Below are 17,810 nucleotides of genomic sequence, written 5' to 3'. Positions count from 1 at the left end.
AGATACTAAGAGAAATGGGAAAAATCATCGCGGTAGCCAATCAGAAAGGCGGGGTGGGCAAAACCACTACCTCCATTAACCTCGCGGCGTCCCTGGCCGCCCTGGACTACCGGACCCTGCTCGTCGACGCCGACCCCCAGGCCAACGCCACCTCGGGCGTGGGCTACGACCCCAAGGACATCCAGAACAGCATCTACGAGTGCATGGTCGACGGCATCAACGCACAGGACATCATCGTGCCCACCAACATTCTGCCCCACCTCGACCTCATGCCCTCCCACATCGACCTGGTGGGCGCCGAGGTGGAGATGATAAACCTGCCCAACCGCGAAGAGAAAATGAAGGAGGCCCTGCGCCCCCTCGCCGCCGAGTACGATTTCATCATCATCGACTGCTCGCCCTCGCTCGGCCTCATCACCGTTAATGCCCTCACGGCCGCGCACTCGGTCATTATCCCGGTGCAGTGTGAGTACTTCGCCTTGGAGGGCTTGGGTAAGCTTCTGAATACCATCAAAATCATTCAGAGCCGCCTCAACACCGAGCTCGAAATCGAGGGCATCCTGCTCACGATGTACGACGTGCGCCTGCGCCTGAGCAACCAGGTGGTGGAGGAAGTACGCATGCACTTCCAGCAGTTGGCTTTCGACACCATCATTCCGCGCAACGTGAAGCTGAGCGAGTCGCCCAGCTTTGGCATCCCCGTCATCCTGCACGACGCCGAGAGCAAAGGCTCAATCAGCTACCTCAACCTGGCGCGGGAGATTGTGGAGAAGAATAGCGTAGAAGCTACAGAGGAAACGGCGGAGGACGAGCGGATTTAGACCTGCTTAACTTGCTGATATGAAATCTTACTCCGAGAATCTACCGCCAGACTTTCGAGTAAGCTACAGCCTCTTTAGTGCCGAAGAAGGCGGGCGCAAGACTCCTCATTTTCAACATATCCGTTGGGATTTCTCCTACGAAGAAGAAAGCATAGCCGAGGGTAATAAGCTCTTCATGATTTGGCCGGAGTTTATTACGCCACTTGGTGAAATGTTGCCTGAAGGAGAACCTATGCCCCAGAATGGGTTGGCTGATATGTTTATTTTGAATAACGCTTTGCGAGAGTTTCACAGCCAACATATCAAGCCAGGCGTAAGAGGCTATTTTAGAGAAGGCAGCCGCAAAATCGGCGTGTGCGAAATTATTGAAATTATTGCGCTTTATCAGAATCCTAAGTCATAACTCGTCCTAGCGGGGCGACATATCGGCAGTAAACGGAGCTTCTTTAGCTCCTCAAAGCCCTATCGAGGCGGCATTCGTTGAACGAGTGTCATTTCGATAGGGCTTTGTCGTTCTTGACATCAGGATTTCTACCGCCACGCCGCTCCTCCAGGGCTGTTTTGGGCCCAATGGCTAGCCTGATTTTAACCTCAACCGCTCGCGCCAAACTTATCGGCTTGCCCTTCGCCCAACTATCCGTAAATTTGACGTTCGGTTGCCAACCGCCTTTTATGGGCCCGGCCGACGCACTATGCCATTAGAGAAGAACGAAGAGAAGTTGCAAGCCGCCCTGGCCGCCGCCGCCGCCATTAAGCGCAAGGGCGGGCTTGGCCGCGGCCTCAACGCCCTGATTGAGGGCAGCTACGACAAAAAAGGCGACCGGCCCGGCTCCGGCGACCGGCTCGTGTCGCACCCCGTCAACTCGGTGGGCTTCATCGCCGTCGAGCACATCGAGGCCAACCCCTACCAGCCCCGCACCCACTTCGACAAGGAAGCGCTGCAGGAACTGGCCGACAGCATTAAAATTCAGGGCATTATTCAGCCCGTGACCCTACGCCAGCTCGGCACTAACTCCTACCAGCTCATTTCGGGTGAGCGGCGCTTGCAGGCCTCCAAGCTGGCGGGCCTGGAGACGATTCCGGCCTACATCCGCAAGGCCGACGACCAGCAGATGCTGGAAATGGCCCTGATTGAGAACATTCAGCGCGAAAACCTGAATGCCATCGAAATTGCCCTCAGCTACCAGCGCCTGCTGAGCGAGTGCAACCTGCGCCAAGAAGAGCTGGGCGACCGCGTGGGCAAGAACCGCACGACCGTGACCAACTACCTGCGCCTGCTCAAGCTTCCGCCCGACGTGCAGATTGGCCTGCGCGACGCCGAAATCAGTATGGGCCACGCCCGCGCCCTCATCGGGCTCGACGACCCCAAGCTGCAGGTGGAGCTGTTCCGCAAAACCGTGGCCGAGGAACTCTCTGTGCGCCGCGTGGAGGAATTAGTACGCAACGGGTTTGGCCGCAACGGTGCCGAGGCCAAGCCCAAAGCCGAGGGCGATGCTACCCCTGCCCCATCGGCTGTGCCGGTGGCCGAAATCCGCCGCGCCGAGCGCCACCTGGCCGAGCGGTTTGGCTCGCGCGTACAGGTGCGCCCCACGGCCAAAGGCAACGGCGAAATCAAAATCGCGTTCGATTCGGTGGAGGACATGCAGCGCATCTTGCACATTCTGCAACCCTCGTAAGCCCGCTGCCACGCCGGACGCGCAGCCCGGGCCAATAACGGACGACGACCGTTTCTCGCCCGTCATTGCCCTATGCGCTAAACGCCGGCGTTTCTCGTTAACAGGCTTGCCATGAAAAATCTGTATTCCTACCTCGCAGGCTTCGCGGTGCTGGCCGGTGGGCTGCTGGGCAGTTACCAAGTTCAGGCGCAGGTGTTTGGCTCGCCTTCCACCATCACCCCTGCCACGCCCACCACTGTCGTGCCCGACACCACCGAGCGCCGGGAAGTGGTGGTGACGCCCGCCGCCAAAAAGCAAAAAGCCGCCGCCGACTCGGCCAAGCGCACCGAGCACATGTTTCGGGCCTTTGGCTTTAAAGGCATTCGCCTCACGCGCCCGGGCAAAGCCGCCATGCTGGCCCTGGTGCTGCCCGGCGCGGGCCAGATTTACAACCACCGCTACTGGAAGCTGCCCCTCGTGTACGGCGCGCTGGGTGGGGTAATTTATGGCGAATTATACTATCAGAAGCATTACAGCGATTTCGCCTACGCCTATAATGAGGTGACTGCCGGCCGAAAAAAGGTGCTCGACCCGAACTTTAAAAGCGGGGCCAACCTGGTGCGCAGCGTAGACGGCCTCAACAGTGGCGTAATATTTTACCGGGGCTACCGCGACATCTTCTACCTCTACATCGGCCTGGCCTACGGCTTGCAAATCGTGGATGCGCTGGTGGATGCCCACCTGCAGGATTTTGACGTGAGCGACGACCTGAGCCTGCACTGGGAGCCCCGAATGATGGCCGTACCCGGCCAGACAAGTTTCCTGCCCACGACACCGGGCGTTATGTTTGCGCTGCGCGTGAAATAAGCCCGTTCCGGCTGTTTCGCCTTTCTACCCGCGGTTTACTAAATTACGATTACCCTAAAAATGAGAATTCTCCTTATCGGCTACGGCAAAATGGGCCAGACCATTGGCGCGCTGGCCGTGCAGCGCGGGCACGAAATCGCGGGCATCGTGGACCTGCACGCCAGCCAGTCCATCATTGCCGATTTCACGCCGGAAGCCGTCGATGTTGCCATCGAATTCACGCATCCCGACTCGGCTTTTGCCAACGTGATGACCTGCCTGGGCCAGGGCATTCCGGTGGTGTGCGGCTCCACGGGCTGGCTGCACCATTTTGAGGAAGCCCGGGCGCTGACCACCGAACTGGGCGGCAGCCTGTTCTACGCCTCCAACTACAGCGTGGGCGTAAACCTGTTTTTCCATTTCAACGAGTACATCGCGGCCAAAATGGCCCAGTATGGCGGCTACGACGTGGCCATGCGCGAAATCCACCACACTCAGAAAATCGACCAGCCCAGCGGCACCGCCCTTACGGCTGCTGAAGGCATCCTGCGCCACTTCCCCGCCAAAACCACCTGGCGCAACGCTCCTGCTGAAATGCCCGCCGAGCTGGCCATCATCAGCGAGCGCACCGGCGACGCGGTGGGTACGCACATCGTCACCTATACGTCTGACGTGGACACGCTGGAGCTGAAGCACGAAGCCCACAGCCGCGAAGGTTTTGCCCTCGGGGCGCTGCTGGCGGCGGAGTGGCTGCCCGGTCGGCCGGGCGTTTTCGGAATGAAAGAGCTGCTGGATTTGTAGTCCTTCCAGCTTTCGGGCCGGCGCGGCGCGGCCCTCACGTTCTGCTGCGTTTCTTTGCCTGATTTTCATTGCCAAGCCCAAGCTTGCTCCCCATGTCCTTGCTCAAAACCGACCCCACTGCCCCGCCCCAGCCCCCCAAAACGAAAACCCGCGAATGGGCCGATTCGCTGATTTTTGCCATCGTGGCCGCCACGCTCATCCGCTGGGCCACGTTTGAGGCGTACACCATTCCTTCGCCCAGCATGGAGTCGTCGCTGCTGGTGGGCGACTACCTGTTTGTGAGCAAGCTGCACTACGGCCCCATTACGCCACAAACGCCCCTGCAGGTACCTCTCACGCACCAAACCCTGTGGGGCACGGGCTTGAAAAGCTACTCCGACCTCATTCAGCTGCCAACCTACCGGCTGCCGGGCTTCTCCGAAATCAAGCGCAACGACGTGGTGGTTTTCCACGTGCCCCACGAAACGCAATACCCCGCCGACCTGCGCACCAACTACATCAAGCGTTGCGTGGCCATCGCCGGCGATACCCTCGAAATCAAGGACGGCCAGGTGTTCCTGAACGGAAAGCCCGGCGTGACGCCTCCCGGCCTGCAAACCACTTATTTCATGCAGGTTGACAACCCCAATGATGAAGTGCTGGCCGCCCTGCGCAGCCAGGGCGTGGTGGACTACGAAGCTCCCGGCGGCCTGCCTCAGGCTGTGCCCGGCCCCACGCAGGGCACCTACGGCTACACCATCAGCTGCACCCAGGCAGCGGCCGACTACTTCAAAAAGCAGCCCTACGTGAAGGCCCTGACGGTGCTGCAGCCGCAGGTGCAGCTGTTCCCCGACGTGGCCGATTTCCACGGCTCGGCGGCCATGAGCGCCACCCCGCGCAACTGGAACCTCGACAACTACGGCCCGCTGCCCATCCCCAAGAAGGGCCAGACCATTGCCCTTTCCCCCGCCAACGCCGCCATCTACTACAAAATCGTGGCCCGCTACGAGCACAACCAAGGCATCACCTGGCAGGACGGCATGATTTACCAGAACGGCAAGCCGCTCACCAGCTACACTGTGAAGCAGAACTACTACATGATGATGGGCGACAACCGCCACAACTCGGAGGATTCGCGCTTCTGGGGCTTCGTGCCCGAAGACCACGTGGTAGGCAAAGCCGTCCTCATCTGGCTATCCACCGACCCCAACGCCGACTTCTGGCACAAAATCCGTTGGAGCCGCCTGTTTAATATCATCCACTAGACTCCGCCTGTCATTGCGAGGCCGCAGGCCGAGGCAATCCGTCCTCTATTAACCAGACACTTCCTTTTACCAGAAAGGCCCGGCACTTTGCAGTACCGGGCCTTTCTGTGGTTAAGAAGGGTTTTATCACATTACCAGGTTTGTCGCGCTTCGCTCGCAATGACAGGCGGCGCGGCCTACCACTTCACCGGCGTCAGGCCGTGCTCTACCAGCCAGGCATTGGCTTTACTGAAGGGTTTGCTCCCGAAGAAACCTTTATCTGCCGCGTAGGGAGATGGATGCACTGATTTTATAATCAGGTGCTTGCGCTCATCAATTAGCTCGGACTTTTTGCCCGCGTAAGCGCCCCAGAGGATAAATACGACGTGCTCTTTCTCGTTGGAAACCTTTCGGATAACCTCGTCGGTGAACTCCTCCCAACCTTTTTTTTGGTGGGAGGCGGGCTCGGCGGCCCGCACGGTGAGGGTGGCATTCAGGAGCAGCACGCCCTGCTCGGCCCAGCGGTCGAGGTTGCCGTTGGTGGGAGGCGGCGTACCGGGAATGTCGGCCTGCAGTTCCTTGAAAATATTAACGAGCGAGGGCGGCGTGCGCTGCCCGTCCTGCACCGAAAACGACAGGCCGTGCGCCTGGTTTTTACCATGGTACGGGTCCTGGCCCAGAATCACGACCTTGACCTTATCAAACGGCGTGGCCTCGAAGGCATGGAAAATCTGGGAGCCGGCCGGGTAGACCGTGGCGGTGGCGTATTCGCCCTTCACAAACGCAATGAGGCGCTGGAAATACGGTTTTTCGAACTCGTGGGCCAACACGGGCCGCCAGCTTTCGGCTATCTTTACCATTGAAGTTTTTGAGAAAATAAACGGGGTTGGTGCGGCGTTCTGGAGCCAAATTTGCGTAAAACCAATTCTGGCGGGCGGCTGTTACGCCCGCAGCTACTCTTTAGCTCCGCCGACTATGCCCACCACCACTACGCAAGGCGTCACCGTTTCGGTTACGACCAACTACTTGCCCGACTACTCCAGCCCCGGCCAGGAGCATTTCGTATTCGCTTATAAAATCGACATTCGCAACAACAGCGAGTTCACCGTGAAGCTGTTGCGGCGACACTGGCACATTCACGACGCCAACGGTGTAGTGCGAGAAGTGGAGGGCGAAGGCGTAGTAGGCCGCCAGCCCGTGCTGGAGCCCGGCGAAGCCCACCAGTACGTGAGCGGCTGCAACCTGAAATCAGGCGTGGGCAAGATGTGTGGCACCTACCTCATGGAGCGCTTGGCCAATGGCCAGGAATTCACGGTCGAAATTCCGGAGTTCACGCTCATGGTGCCCTATCGCTTGAATTAACAAGCCTCCTTCTATTCTTAAAAGCGGACGGCGGTGCGACCTTTGCGGTTCGCATTTGTTCGTCCGCTTCTTGTTTCAGCTTCTCGCTTACCTCCGCTTCTGGCTTCGTTCGGGCAATGCCCACGGGCTGCACTCGCCGTTTGTGTTCGGCCTATACACTTCGGCTGTGCGGCACACGGGCCTTTACAAAGCCTATGCGGCCGTGGAGGCGCGGCGGCGGCAATTACTCAGCAGCCCGGCCAGCATCAGCGTGACGGATTTGGGGGCGGGCTCGCACACCGGTGCGGGCCGGCAGCGCCGCGTGGCCGACATTGCCCGCACGGCCGCCAAACCGCCGCATCTGGCGCAGCTGCTGTTTCGGCTGGTCAATTATTTCCGGCCGACGACTATTCTGGAGCTGGGCACTTCGCTGGGCCTCACCACGGCCTACCTGGCCGCGGCCGATTCGCGCCACCACGTCACCACCTTCGAAGGCTGCCCCAATGTAGCCAGTGTGGCTCGCGAAACATTTTCGGCACTGAATATCAATAATGTGCGCATCGTAGAGGGCAACATTGACGACACCCTTGCCCCTACCCTGGCGACCCTGCCCGCGCCCGTCGATTTTGCCTTTTTCGACGGCAATCACCGCTACGAACCAACGCTACGCTATTTCGAGCAGTGCCTGGCCCACCGCACCGACAAATCGGTGTTTGTGTTCGACGACATTCACTGGTCCGAGGAAATGGAACGGGCCTGGGATGCCATTAAAATCCATCCTGACGTGACGGTGACGGTGGACCTATTCTACATCGGGCTAGTTTTCTTTCGAAAGAACCAGCCCAAGCAGCATTTCTGGCTGCGGGTGTGACTATAACTAACTGTCATTCTGAGCAGAGCGAAAGACTTTATCACGCAGGAATGAAATTATTCAAACCCGATAAGGCCCTTCGCTCTGCTCAGGATGACAGTTCTAAAGCCCGTGCTACGGGGGCTACGGCAGTTGGTTCAGCTCCACTTCGCCCTGGTCCTGAATGGCCTGGCGCACGCGCGTCAGTTTTACCAGCAGGGCTTCGAGCTGGTCGAGCGGCAGCATATTGGCCCCGTCGGACAGCGCCGTGGCGGGCGTGGGGTGGGTTTCGATGAACAGGCCATCGGCACCCACTGCAATGGCGGCTTTGGCAATGGTTTCGATGAGGGCGGGCTGGCCGCCGGTCACGCCACTGGCCTGGTTGGGCTGCTGCAGCGAGTGCGTCACGTCCATCACCACGGGCACTTCGAAGCGGCGCATGGTGGGCAGGTTGCGAAAATCGACCACCAGTTCGGAGTAGCCGAAGGAGTTGCCGCGCTCGGTGAGGATGACGTTGGGGTTGCCGGCCTGCCGCACCTTGTCCACGGCCCATTTCATGGCCTCACCGCTCAGGAACTGGCCTTTTTTGATGTTGACCACTTTGCCGGTCTGGGCAGCCGCCACCAGCAAATCGGTCTGTCGGCACAGGAAGGCCGGAATTTGCAGCACGTCCACGTATTCCGCCGCCAGCGCAGCCTCGGTCGATTCGTGGATGTCCGTCACCGTGGGCACACCGATTTCACGCCCCACTTTTTGCAAAATGCGCAGCGCCGTTTCGTCGCCAATGCCGGTGAACGAGTCCAGCCGCGAGCGGTTGGCCTTGCGGTACGAGCCTTTGAAGATGTAGGGAATCTGCAGCTTATCCGTCATGTGCTTAATGCGCTCGGCAATGCGCAGGGCCATGTCTTCGCCTTCGATGACGCAGGGACCGGCCATGAGGAAAAACTGGCCGGAGTTGGTGTGGCGGAAGTGCGGGAGATTGTTGGCGAGGGCTTGGAGCATGGAACGGATTCTGAAGATGGGAATGACACAGGTGTCAGCAGATTTTAAAGCAAAACTTAATCATAGCTTGGCCAAGGCCATCGCACTTTAAGAGAGATGACAGTAACCAGAACAAGCAAGAAGGCACAAATCAAAAAGAAAAGCGGGTACACATCGGCGTCATTTGGAGTTAAAAACTCGCCAGCGTCGGTATCTGTGCGTAGTCGACCAATGGATTTAAATATGGCATAGCCCCACATCCAAGTCATCAATGCCAACAGTACCCACATGCCGCCCAACATGAGTTTGACCACCGCTTGAAGAAAATTACTCATGTGAATGTGCTGTAGGCTCAATTACTATGGCGCTTCAAACAAATGAACAGTTCCCGCCCCTGCCGAGGCTTGAGCGAATTGGTAGAGGTTTCGAAATGCCGGAATTCAAAATACGGCGCGAAATACGCCCGGTATTCCTCCCGGCTGCCGCCGAAGGGCGGCTCCTGCACGGCACCGAAATCGGTATCGAACAGCAGGCCCATGAGCGTGCCGCCGGGCCGCAGCAGGTGGGCGCACTGCTGGGCATAGGCCGGGCGCAGGGCGGGATTCAGAGCGCAGAAAAACGTCTGCTCCACAATTAAATCGTAGGCGGGGGCGTTGGACAGACTAAAGAAGTCGGCCAGCAGCAGGTGTTGCCGGGGAAAATCGGGGACGCGGGTGGCCAGGGCATCTAGCGCTTCTGGGGCGATGTCGGCCACTAACACCTGCCGGAAATCCAGTTGGTGGAGGTACTCGGCTTCGTAGGCGCGGCCGGCCCCAGGGATGAGGATGCGCGGCTGCGCGGCCACGTCGAGCTGGTCGAAATAGGTCCGTAGCGGCGGGGTGATGGTGTGGGCATCCCACCCGTCGCGGCCGGTGGCGTAACGTGCTTGCCAGTAGGCCGCATCAAAGTTCGCAGAAACCGTTTCCATCGTGCCGAAGTATAGAACAAACTTGCCAGGGCAATAAAGTCCCCTATTTTTACGCCAAAGGTACGCGGCCCGCAACGGCCCGAACCTTGATTTTTTTCCGCTTCTCCCGCTTAACTATTCCCGCATGGACCCGAACGAAACCCCCGAACCCCGCTCCAACAACAGCCGCGTCCTTCTCTGGGTAGCCCTCGTGCTGGTCCTGCTGGGTATCAACGGCGTTCTGTTTTACCTCAATCAGCAGAAAGGCCAGCAAAACGAAGTGCTGACCACCGAAGTAAAAGCCAAGGACAGCAAGCTGCAGGAACAAATCAAGCAATACGAAGCACTAAAGGCTGATTTCGAGCGTCAAAGCCAAGAGCTGCAAGCTTTGGGCCTGAGCAACGACTCGCTCGAAGCCAAGATTGCCAGCGTGAATGCCGACCTGCTGAAACTGCGCTCCTTCAAGGCCGGCAGCTTCTCCATTGCCCAGCAAAACCTGTTCAAGCAGCGCGCCCAGAACCTGGAAGGCCAGTTGCGCAAGAAGGACGACGACATTGCCCAGCTGAAAAAGGACAACGAGTCGCTTTACACCGAAACCACCACGCTGAAAGAGAAGCAGAACAAGCTGACCGACACCATCAGCACGGTGGTGCGCAGCAACAAGGAGCTGTCGGAGAAAGTATCGGTGGCCTCGCGCCTGCAGGCCGATAACATTCATGTGGCCATCATCACCTCCAAAAACAAAGAGAAGGACGACGACAAGGAAGAATTCAAAGCCAAGCGCGTGGAGAAAATTAAAATCACCGCCAACTTGGCCCGCAATGACGTGTCGCCCAAGGAAACCAAAGCCATTTACCTGCGCATTCTGGAGCCCGATGGCGCGGCCCTCTACAACCTGAGCACAGGCGGCGGCACCTTCACCGTCGACGGCCAGGAAGCTTTCTACACCCAAAAGCAAGACGTAGTGTACGACAACACCCGGCAGAAGCTGGAATTTGTGTACGCCAAAGGCGCCGAATACAAAAAAGGCCAGCACACCGTGGAGCTTTACGAAAGCGGCCAGTTAATGGGCAAAACGACCTTCACACTGAAATAGTCTGAACCACGGATTCGGCGGATTTTTCGGATTGGTCGAATTTTGTGGACGCAGCTCGGCTTGGTGAATCCGCCGAAATAAACGAAAAAGCCGCCTCAGTTATTGAAGCGGCTTTTTTATGTCTCTACTCCACCGCCAGGCGCTGGGTCGGGCCGGCGCCGTGTAGCAGGTAAAGGCTGGCGGGCAGCCCTTGCAGGTCGAGCGCGGCCTCGGGGCCGGCCGGGGCGGAGTAGCGGCGCACGGCCCGGCCCAGCACATCGGTGAGGATAAGGGGCGCGGGGGCGGTGCCGGCGGGCAGACGCAGGGTGGCCGTGTGGTGGGCGGGGTTGGGAAAGAGTTGGGCGGGGGCTAGGTTGCGGCCGTTGGCGGTGGTGGTGAGGGTGGGGTCGGTGAGGGAGGCAAGGAAACCGAGGGATGTGCCAGGGTTTGGGTTGGTGAGGATGGTGGGGCCGAAATTGGCTGTGGGACTATTGAAATTCCCCGCCACGTACACACTGGTGCCACTTAGGGCCAGCATGTGGGCAAAATCGTCACCCGTGCCGCCGGCCCCTTGTGCCCACACGAAGCGGCTGGTGCTACCTGTATCAATGAGTTTGGCCACAAATCCATCGGCAATATTCGAACTCGTATTGGTCAGAATAGTGGGTCCAAAATCCACTGTAAGGCTAGCGAAAATGCCGGCTACGTACACGCTGCTTCCGCTTACGGCCAGCGTAGAAGCATAATCCTCACCCGTGCCGCCGGCCCGTTGTGCCCACGCGAAGTCGCCCGTACTGCCCGCGTCCGTGATTTTAGCCACAAATAGGTTAGAGACGCCCGTATTCGTCAGGGTAGTAGTGCCAAAACCTACCGTAGAGCCGGAAAAATTTCCGGCCACGTACACGTTGGTGCCGCTCACGGCCAGCGCGATAGCGCCTTCGCTTCCTATGCCGCCGGCCCGTTGCGCCCACGCAAAGCTGCTTGTAGTACCCGTATCGGTGATTTTAGCCACGAAGATATCAGAAGAGCCATTAGAGGCTGTATTGGTCAGAGTCGTGGTACCAAAACCCGCCGTCGGGCTGTTAAAATGCCCCGCCACGTACACGCTGTTGCTGCTCACGGCCAGTGCATAGGCTTGGTCGATGCTCAAGCCACCGGCCCTTTGGGCCCAGGCAAAGCTGCCACTACTACCCAGGTCAGTGAGCTTGGCCACGAACACGTCGGAACCGCCCATTTTCGTCAGAGTAGTAGTGCCGAAATCTGCCGTGGAACTATCGAAAAACCCCGCCACGTACACACTGGTACCGCTCACGGCCAGCGCACTGGCATAGTCGGTGGCGACGCCGCCGGCCCGTTGGGCCCAGGCAAAACCACCCGTGCTACCCATATCGGTAAGTTTGGCCACGAAGACGTCGGAAGAAACCGTATTGCCGCCTCCATTGGTTAGAGTAGTAGGACCAAAATCCGCCGTGCGGCTTTGGAAATACCCTGCCACATACACGCTGGCACCACTCACGGCCAATGCAGTTGCATAATCGTCGCCTGCGCCACCGGCATTACTCAAGCCGCCAGCCCGTTGCGCCCACACAAACTGGTTGCTGGCCGGATTGAACTTGGCTACGAACACATCATATCCTCCGAGGCTGGTCAGCGTGGTTCTGCCTATCACTACTGTATTTGCAAAAATCCCAGCTAGGTACACATTACCCGCCGCATCGACGGCTGTGGCACTTACGGTCGAGAAACTGCCCGTAGCCGCCGTGGTGGCCACCGCTACGGCCCGCGCCGACTGCCAACCCGGCGCTTGTGCCGCCGCTGGGAGGCGCAATGCCAGCAAGAGAATGGGTAGCAAGGTGCGAACCAGCGCGGCAGGAAGTGAGCAAGAGAAAAAGTTGAACACAGAGGAAAGGAAGGAGCACAACGCGCTGGTTATGGGATGACACAAAAATAGGGTGCGGGAATAAGTCCCCGCACCCTATTTCCCAATGGGCACCGGCCGCGCCCCTACCCTACTGCGCTCGTCTTCTCGAACTCGTCCAGCTTGGCGATGGTGGCCGCGATGTTCTCCGCGAACATGGTGATAACCGCGCCTTGCGGGGCCGTTTTCAGGACGTGGTCGATGGCGTCGGGCTCCTTTTCGATGTAGGTGATTTTCAGGTCGGGCTTGTCGAGGCGCAGGCCGCGCTCCATGATTTCCTTGAGGAACTCGGCCGACTTGCCGCGCAGGTCGCGGTCCTGGCGCAGGATGACTTCATCGAATATGCGGCCGGCGATGCGGGCGAAGCCCAGCGTGTCCTCGTCGCGGCGGTCGCCGAGACCAGACACGATGCCGATTTTGCGGGTGGCCGGCGTGGCATCCATGAACTCGGCAAATTTGGTGATGCCTGCCGTGTTGTGGGCGTAGTCCACCACCACGTCGAATTTCGGGAATTTGTAAATGTTCATGCGGCCCGGCGTCTTTGTGGCCGAGGGGACGAAGGTGCGGAAGGCCGTTTTGATGTCGTCGCTTTCGAACCCGGCCAGGTATCCGGCCAGCCCCGCCGCCAGGCAGTTCTCGATGTTGAAGCCCGCCCGGCCCTCAAACGTTACCGGAAACTCGGCGGCCCGGTCGATGCGCAGCTTGTAGCTGTTGCGGTAAATGGTCACGTAGCCTTCCTCGTACACGGCCGCCACGCCGCCGGCTTCCACGTGCTCCAGAATGCGGGGGTTTTTCTCGTCCATGCTGAACAGGGCCACGCGGCAGTCCACGGTGCGGGCCATGGCGTACACCAAGTCATCGTCGGCGTTGAGCACGGCCCAACCGTTTTTGCGCACCGTGCGGGGCAGCACGCCCTTCACGGCAGCCATTTCCTCCACGGTGTAGATATCGCGCAGGCCCAGGTGGTCGGCCGCCACGTTGGTCACCACGGCAATGTCGCAGGTATGAAAGCCGAGGCCTGAGCGCAACATGCCGCCGCGCGCGGTTTCGAGCACGGCGTAGTTCACCGTCGGGTCTTTCAGCACGAACTCGGCGCTTTGGCCACCGGTGCAGTCACCTTTTTGCAGCTGCACGCCCTGGATGTAGATGCCGTCGGTGGTGGTGAAGCCTACTTTGTAGCCCTTGCTGGCCACCAAATGCGCGATGAGGCGCGTGGTGGTGGTTTTGCCGTTGGTGCCGGTCACGGCGATAATCGGAATGCGGGCCGTGCTGCCGCGCGGGAAAAGCATATCCACCACCGGCGCGGCCACGTTGCGCGGCAGGCCCTCGGCGGGCGAGATGTGCATCCGGAAGCCCGGCGCGGCGTTTACTTCAATCACGGCCCCGCGGCTTTCATTCAGCGGCACGGCAATGTCCGTCGCCATCAAATCAATGCCGCAGATATCGAGCCCCACAATGCCGGCCACGCGCTCAGCCAGCAATACGTTGTAGGGGTGCATCTGGTCGGTTACGTCGGTGGCCGTGCCGCCGGTACTGATGTTGGCGGTGCTTTTCAGGTAAATTTCCTCGCCGGCCGGCAGCACCGATTTCAGGCTCAGCTTGCGGGCCTTCAGAATGTCCAGTGTGTGCTTGTCGGCTTTGATGCTGGTGAGCACCTTTTCGTGGCCAATGCCCCGGCGCGGGTCCTTGTTCACCTCATCGATGAGCTGCTGAATGGTGCTTTTGCCATTGCCCGTGACGGCGGCCGGGGTGCGCTTGGCGGCAGCAATTAGCTTGCCGTTCACCACCAGCAGGCGAAAATCGAACCCCTCGATAAACTGCTCCACAATCACGGCCCGCGAGTACACCTGCGCGGCTTTCAGGCCCTCGGCGGCGTCCTTCCAGTTCATGATGCGGATGGTGGCGCCCTTGCCGTGGTTGCCGTCCAGCGGCTTGGTCACAATGGGGAAGCCCAGCTCGTCAATGGCATCGCGCAGCCCCGCCTCCGAATACACGGTGGTGCCGCGCGGCACGGGCACGCCCGCGTCGTTGAGCATGGCCTTAGTGCGGTTCTTATTGCCGGCCACTTCCACGCCTGCGTGCGAGGTCAGGCTGGTGGTGGTGGCCCAGATGCGGCGCTGGTTCACGCCGTAGCCCAGCTGAATGATGTTGCTGTTCTTGAGCTGGATGTAGGGAATATTCCGCGAAGCCGCTTCGGCCACAATGCTGTAGGTGCTCGGCCCGAAAAACTCGTCTTCCCGGATTTCGTGCAGCTCGGTGATGATGGGCCTGATGTCTACCTTTTCCTTCTTGCACAAGGCTTCCACAATTTCCACGGCGGCCTCCATGGCGCGGCGGCCGGCGCGCTCCTCCTGGTAGTCGAATACCACGTACTCCACCCCTTCCTCGTGGGCCGGGTAGCTTTTGCCCCAGTACACCGGCATGGCGGCCTGCCGCTGCAGCTCCAGCGCCACGTGCTGGATGACGTAGCCCAGCGGTTCACCGTCGTTCAGCGCCTCCAGCGTCAGGGGCTGGTGCTTGGCGGCCTGCTTGCCGCTCATGCCGCCCGGCTGCACGGTTTCAATGTTGGGAAACAGCTTCATCAACCGCCCGGCAAAACCCGGCACGGCATTCGACCACTGTCCGGCAAACTCCTGCAAATCAACTTTAGCAACAATTAGCTTGTGGTGTTTAACAGACCAATAGCTCGGCCCGCGCATGGTGCGGAGGTCAACAATCTTCATAAGGGAATGGGGTGGTAAGAGACAGGGTTTGGGCGCAAGTACGGCCAACAGCGCGGCTTGGCTACGAAATGTAGGCATAATGCGCCCAAAACCCGCCTTTACACCGATAACCGGCCCGGCGGATAAGTAAAAAGCCCCATCGGCCGGACGGCCAATGGGGCTTTTCGCAACTATAATCAGAGGTGACGAGCGGATTCGAACCGCTGTAGGAGGTTTTGCAGACCTCTACCTAGCCACTCGGTCACGTCACCAGTAGTGGTCTTTGGGAGCGCAAAGGTAGGCAGCGGGTTTGGGACGGGCAAGGTTTTAGTACAAAAAAAGCCCCAGCACGAATGCCGGGGCTCCTTTCTGCAACTAAGCTAGGCGGTTAGGCTTTGGCTTCGTCATCTTTTTTGTCGGCAGCGTCGTCACCGGCAACCAGGCCTTTGGCCTTGTCCACCAGGTCGCCGGCTACTTCCGAAGCCTTGTGAAAGGCCTCCGAGTGCGTCACGGCATCCACGGCATCCGCAGCAGCGTGCTTTACGGTGTCGATGGCACCGCTGATGCTGGCCAGCAGGCCACCTTCTTCAGCTTTCGGAGCGGCTTCGGCCTTGGGAGCCTTGGCAGCAGCGGCAAGCTTCTGCTCACCAGCCTTGCGCTCGTTGCCCATCATCTGGTCGCGCAGGGCGCTCAGGGCGTCGAGGTCGCCGAGGGTCGACTTCTCTTCCGGCTTCTTCAAGTCGCTGATTTTGCCTTCGCCCTGGGTGTCAGCACCTTTGGCGTTGGTTTTCTTCTTGAACTTGTTGTTGCGGCTGTCGTCTTCAGCGGCGGCTTCCTTGTTGAACACAGCCGTGTGCGAGAGCACGATGCGGCGGTCGTCCTTCGAGAACTCCGTTACGCGGAAGTCGAGCGACTCGCCGTTCTCAGCCGTCGTGCCGTCCTCTTTCACCAGCGATTTGGGGTAAGCGAAGCCCTCGATGCCGTAAGGCAATTCGAGTACCGCGCCACGCTCCGACTTCTCGGTGATGGTAGCCTTGTGCACCGAGCCGGGGGTGAACACCGTCTGGAAGGTATCCCAGGGGTTTTCTTCCAGCTGCTTGTGACCCAGGGCCAGGCGACGGGCGCCGAGGTCCAGCTCCAGAACAACTACGTCCAGCTTGTCGCCCACCTTCACCATTTCGGAGGGGTGCTTGATTTTCTTGGTCCACGACAGGTCGGAAACGTGCACGAGGCCGTCCACACCTTCTTCCAGCTCAACGAACAGGCCGAAGTTGGTCAGGTTGCGCACGAGGCCGCTGTGCTTGGTGCCCACGGCGTACTTGTCGGCGAAGTCGCCACGGGTCCACGGATCTTCGGTCAGCTGCTTGATGCCGAGGCTCATCTTGCGGTCTTCGCGGTCGAGCGTCAGAATCTGCGCTTCTACCGTGTCGCCCTGCTTGATGAAGTCCTGCGGGTTGCGCAGGTGCTGGCTCCAGCTCATTTCCGAAACGTGGATGAGGCCCTCCACACCAGGAACCACTTCCATGAACGCGCCGTAGTCGGCCACGTTCACGATGCGGCCCGATACTTTCGAACCCGGCTGCAGGTCGGCCGGCAGCGAATCCCACGGGTGGGGCGTCAACTGCTTCAGACCCAGGCTGATACGCTTCTTGGCTTCGTCGAAGTCCAATACTACGATGTTCAGCTTCTGGTCCAGGGTCAGCACTTCGCTCGGGTGAGCGATGCGGCCCCACGAGATGTCCGTGATGTGCAGCAGACCGTCGACACCGCCGAGGTCGATGAACACGCCGAAGTTGGTCATGTTCTTAATGTTGCCTTCCAGAATCTGACCTTTTTCGAGGTTGTTCAGGATGGCCTCACGCTGCTTCTCGAGGTCTTTCTCGATGAGTACTTTGTGCGAAACTACAACGTTGTCGAAAGCGGAGTTGATTTTCACCACTTTCACTTCCATGCGACGGCCAACATAAATGTCGAAGTCGCGGATGGGTTTCACATCGATTTGCGAGCCGGGCAGGAAGGCTTCTACGCCGTCCAGCTCCATGATGAGGCCGCCTTTGGTGCGACGCTTCACTACGCCTTCCAGAATCGTATCCAATTCCAGAGCGTCGTAGATAGCCTTCCAGGCCTGCTTGATTTTAGCCTTCTTGCGGCTCAGGATGAGCTGGCCGTTGATGTCTTCCTGGTCTTCGATGAATACCTCCACCTCGTCACCGATTTTCAGGTCGGGCAGGTCGCGGAATTCGGTGATGGACACGAGGCCGTCCGACTTGAAGCCGATGTTCAGGATTACGTCGCGGTCGGTGATGCCTACCACGGTGCCCTTCACTACTTCTTCTTCCTGTACGGTCGTCAGGGTGTCGCCGTACATTTTCTCCATCTCAGCACGCTGGTCCGAAGAATAGTTACCGCCGAAGCCAGTGGCTCCAACGTTGTCCCAATCAAAATCGTCAACTAATTCAGTTGCCATACTTGTATCGCGGGCTTCTATGTAAAAGCGCAGCGGCCGAAGCCCAGGCTGCTACGCCGTTGCTTTTGAACCTCTTGCCGTTAAGGCGCAAGGCCCGCCACCTTGGCGGGGCCGCAAAGGTACGGGTTTTCAGGCGGTTTTGCTAGTCTGACTTTTGACTGATTCATAGACTCTCACGACAATA

The 17,810-nt window shown here is 59.2% G+C and carries 16 protein-coding genes and 1 tRNA gene; 9 read left to right on the top strand and 8 right to left on the bottom strand.

The annotated features are described in order from the left end of the window. Positions 1 to 14 precede the first annotated feature (14 nt). From I7X13_RS10245 to lepB, 6 genes are all read left to right on the top strand, one after another. The gene (locus I7X13_RS10245) at positions 15 to 821 is read left to right on the top strand and encodes a ParA family protein (protein WP_198067939.1); all 807 of its coding nucleotides are present in this window, start codon (positions 15 to 17) and stop codon (positions 819 to 821) included. Positions 822 to 840: 19 nt separating this feature from the next. Continuing rightward, positions 841 to 1,224: a hypothetical protein gene (locus tag I7X13_RS10240; protein WP_198075390.1), complete on the top strand. Its 384-nt coding sequence runs from the start codon at positions 841 to 843 to the stop codon at positions 1,222 to 1,224. Positions 1,225 to 1,513: 289 nt separating this feature from the next. Next, positions 1,514 to 2,497: a ParB/RepB/Spo0J family partition protein gene (locus I7X13_RS10235; protein WP_198075389.1), complete on the top strand. Its 984-nt coding sequence runs from the start codon at positions 1,514 to 1,516 to the stop codon at positions 2,495 to 2,497. A gap of 111 nt (positions 2,498 to 2,608) precedes the next feature. After that, positions 2,609 to 3,343 carry a DUF5683 domain-containing protein gene (locus I7X13_RS10230; RefSeq protein ID WP_198067936.1) on the top strand — a complete coding sequence of 245 codons (735 nt, stop codon included), beginning with the start codon at positions 2,609 to 2,611 and terminating at the stop codon, positions 3,341 to 3,343. 60 nt (positions 3,344 to 3,403) lie between these two features. Then, positions 3,404 to 4,123: a 4-hydroxy-tetrahydrodipicolinate reductase gene (gene dapB, locus I7X13_RS10225; protein ID WP_198075388.1), complete on the top strand. Its 720-nt coding sequence runs from the start codon at positions 3,404 to 3,406 to the stop codon at positions 4,121 to 4,123. Positions 4,124 to 4,215: 92 nt separating this feature from the next. Next, positions 4,216 to 5,367 carry a signal peptidase I gene (gene lepB, locus I7X13_RS10220; protein ID WP_198067934.1) on the top strand — a complete coding sequence of 384 codons (1,152 nt, stop codon included), beginning with the start codon at positions 4,216 to 4,218 and terminating at the stop codon, positions 5,365 to 5,367. A 176-nt stretch (positions 5,368 to 5,543) separates the two neighbouring features. On the opposite strand, the gene I7X13_RS10215 is transcribed toward lepB, so the two are convergent. Continuing rightward, entirely contained in the window at positions 5,544 to 6,206 is a 663-nt protein-coding gene (locus tag I7X13_RS10215) for a uracil-DNA glycosylase (protein ID WP_198067933.1), read from the bottom strand. A 115-nt stretch (positions 6,207 to 6,321) separates the two neighbouring features. On the opposite strand from I7X13_RS10215, the gene apaG reads away from it, so the two are divergent. After that, positions 6,322 to 6,708, top strand: a complete 387-nt coding sequence (gene apaG, locus I7X13_RS10210) for a Co2+/Mg2+ efflux protein ApaG (protein WP_198067932.1) — start codon at positions 6,322 to 6,324, stop codon at positions 6,706 to 6,708. 70 nt (positions 6,709 to 6,778) lie between these two features. Further along, positions 6,779 to 7,558, top strand: a complete 780-nt coding sequence (locus I7X13_RS10205) for an O-methyltransferase (protein WP_198075387.1) — start codon at positions 6,779 to 6,781, stop codon at positions 7,556 to 7,558. Between the two features lie 123 nt (positions 7,559 to 7,681). Here I7X13_RS10205 and kdsA read toward each other — a convergent pair whose 3' ends face one another. Genes kdsA through I7X13_RS10190 form a run of 3 tightly spaced genes read right to left on the bottom strand, consistent with a single transcriptional unit; the run spans position 7,682 to position 9,485 of the window. Continuing rightward, positions 7,682 to 8,539: a 3-deoxy-8-phosphooctulonate synthase gene (gene kdsA / locus I7X13_RS10200; RefSeq protein WP_198075386.1), complete on the bottom strand. Its 858-nt coding sequence runs from the start codon at positions 8,537 to 8,539 to the stop codon at positions 7,682 to 7,684. 56 nt (positions 8,540 to 8,595) lie between these two features. Continuing rightward, positions 8,596 to 8,853 (bottom strand): hypothetical protein, encoded by a 258-nt coding sequence (locus I7X13_RS10195; RefSeq protein ID WP_198075385.1) that lies wholly within the window; start codon positions 8,851 to 8,853, stop codon positions 8,596 to 8,598. Between the two features lie 17 nt (positions 8,854 to 8,870). Then, positions 8,871 to 9,485, bottom strand: a complete 615-nt coding sequence (locus I7X13_RS10190) for a methyltransferase (RefSeq protein ID WP_198075384.1) — start codon at positions 9,483 to 9,485, stop codon at positions 8,871 to 8,873. Positions 9,486 to 9,609: 124 nt separating this feature from the next. On the opposite strand from I7X13_RS10190, the gene I7X13_RS10185 reads away from it, so the two are divergent. Beyond that, a complete protein-coding gene (locus I7X13_RS10185) occupies positions 9,610 to 10,560 on the top strand; it encodes a hypothetical protein (RefSeq protein ID WP_198067927.1) in 951 nt (316 codons plus the stop codon). A 124-nt stretch (positions 10,561 to 10,684) separates the two neighbouring features. On the opposite strand, the gene I7X13_RS10180 is transcribed toward I7X13_RS10185, so the two are convergent. From I7X13_RS10180 to rpsA, 4 genes are all read right to left on the bottom strand, one after another. Continuing rightward, positions 10,685 to 12,376, bottom strand: a complete 1,692-nt coding sequence (locus I7X13_RS10180; RefSeq protein WP_198075383.1) for a T9SS type A sorting domain-containing protein — start codon at positions 12,374 to 12,376, stop codon at positions 10,685 to 10,687. Positions 12,377 to 12,543: 167 nt separating this feature from the next. Continuing rightward, the gene (gene cphA, locus I7X13_RS10175; RefSeq protein WP_198067925.1) at positions 12,544 to 15,180 is read right to left on the bottom strand and encodes a cyanophycin synthetase; all 2,637 of its coding nucleotides are present in this window, start codon (positions 15,178 to 15,180) and stop codon (positions 12,544 to 12,546) included. Positions 15,181 to 15,360: 180 nt separating this feature from the next. Beyond that, a tRNA-Cys gene (locus tag I7X13_RS10170) sits at positions 15,361 to 15,431 on the bottom strand. Between the two features lie 116 nt (positions 15,432 to 15,547). Beyond that, on the bottom strand, positions 15,548 to 17,626 hold the full coding sequence (rpsA, locus tag I7X13_RS10165; RefSeq protein ID WP_211531918.1) for a 30S ribosomal protein S1: 2,079 nt from the start codon (positions 17,624 to 17,626) through the stop codon (positions 15,548 to 15,550). Positions 17,627 to 17,810: the final 184 nt, after the last annotated feature.

Source organism: Hymenobacter negativus (assembly GCF_016056375.1).
GTDB classification, from domain to species: domain Bacteria; phylum Bacteroidota; class Bacteroidia; order Cytophagales; family Hymenobacteraceae; genus Hymenobacter; species Hymenobacter negativus_A.
Note: the sequence above shows the minus strand (reverse complement) of the source record. Positions and strands in the feature narration are given on the sequence as shown.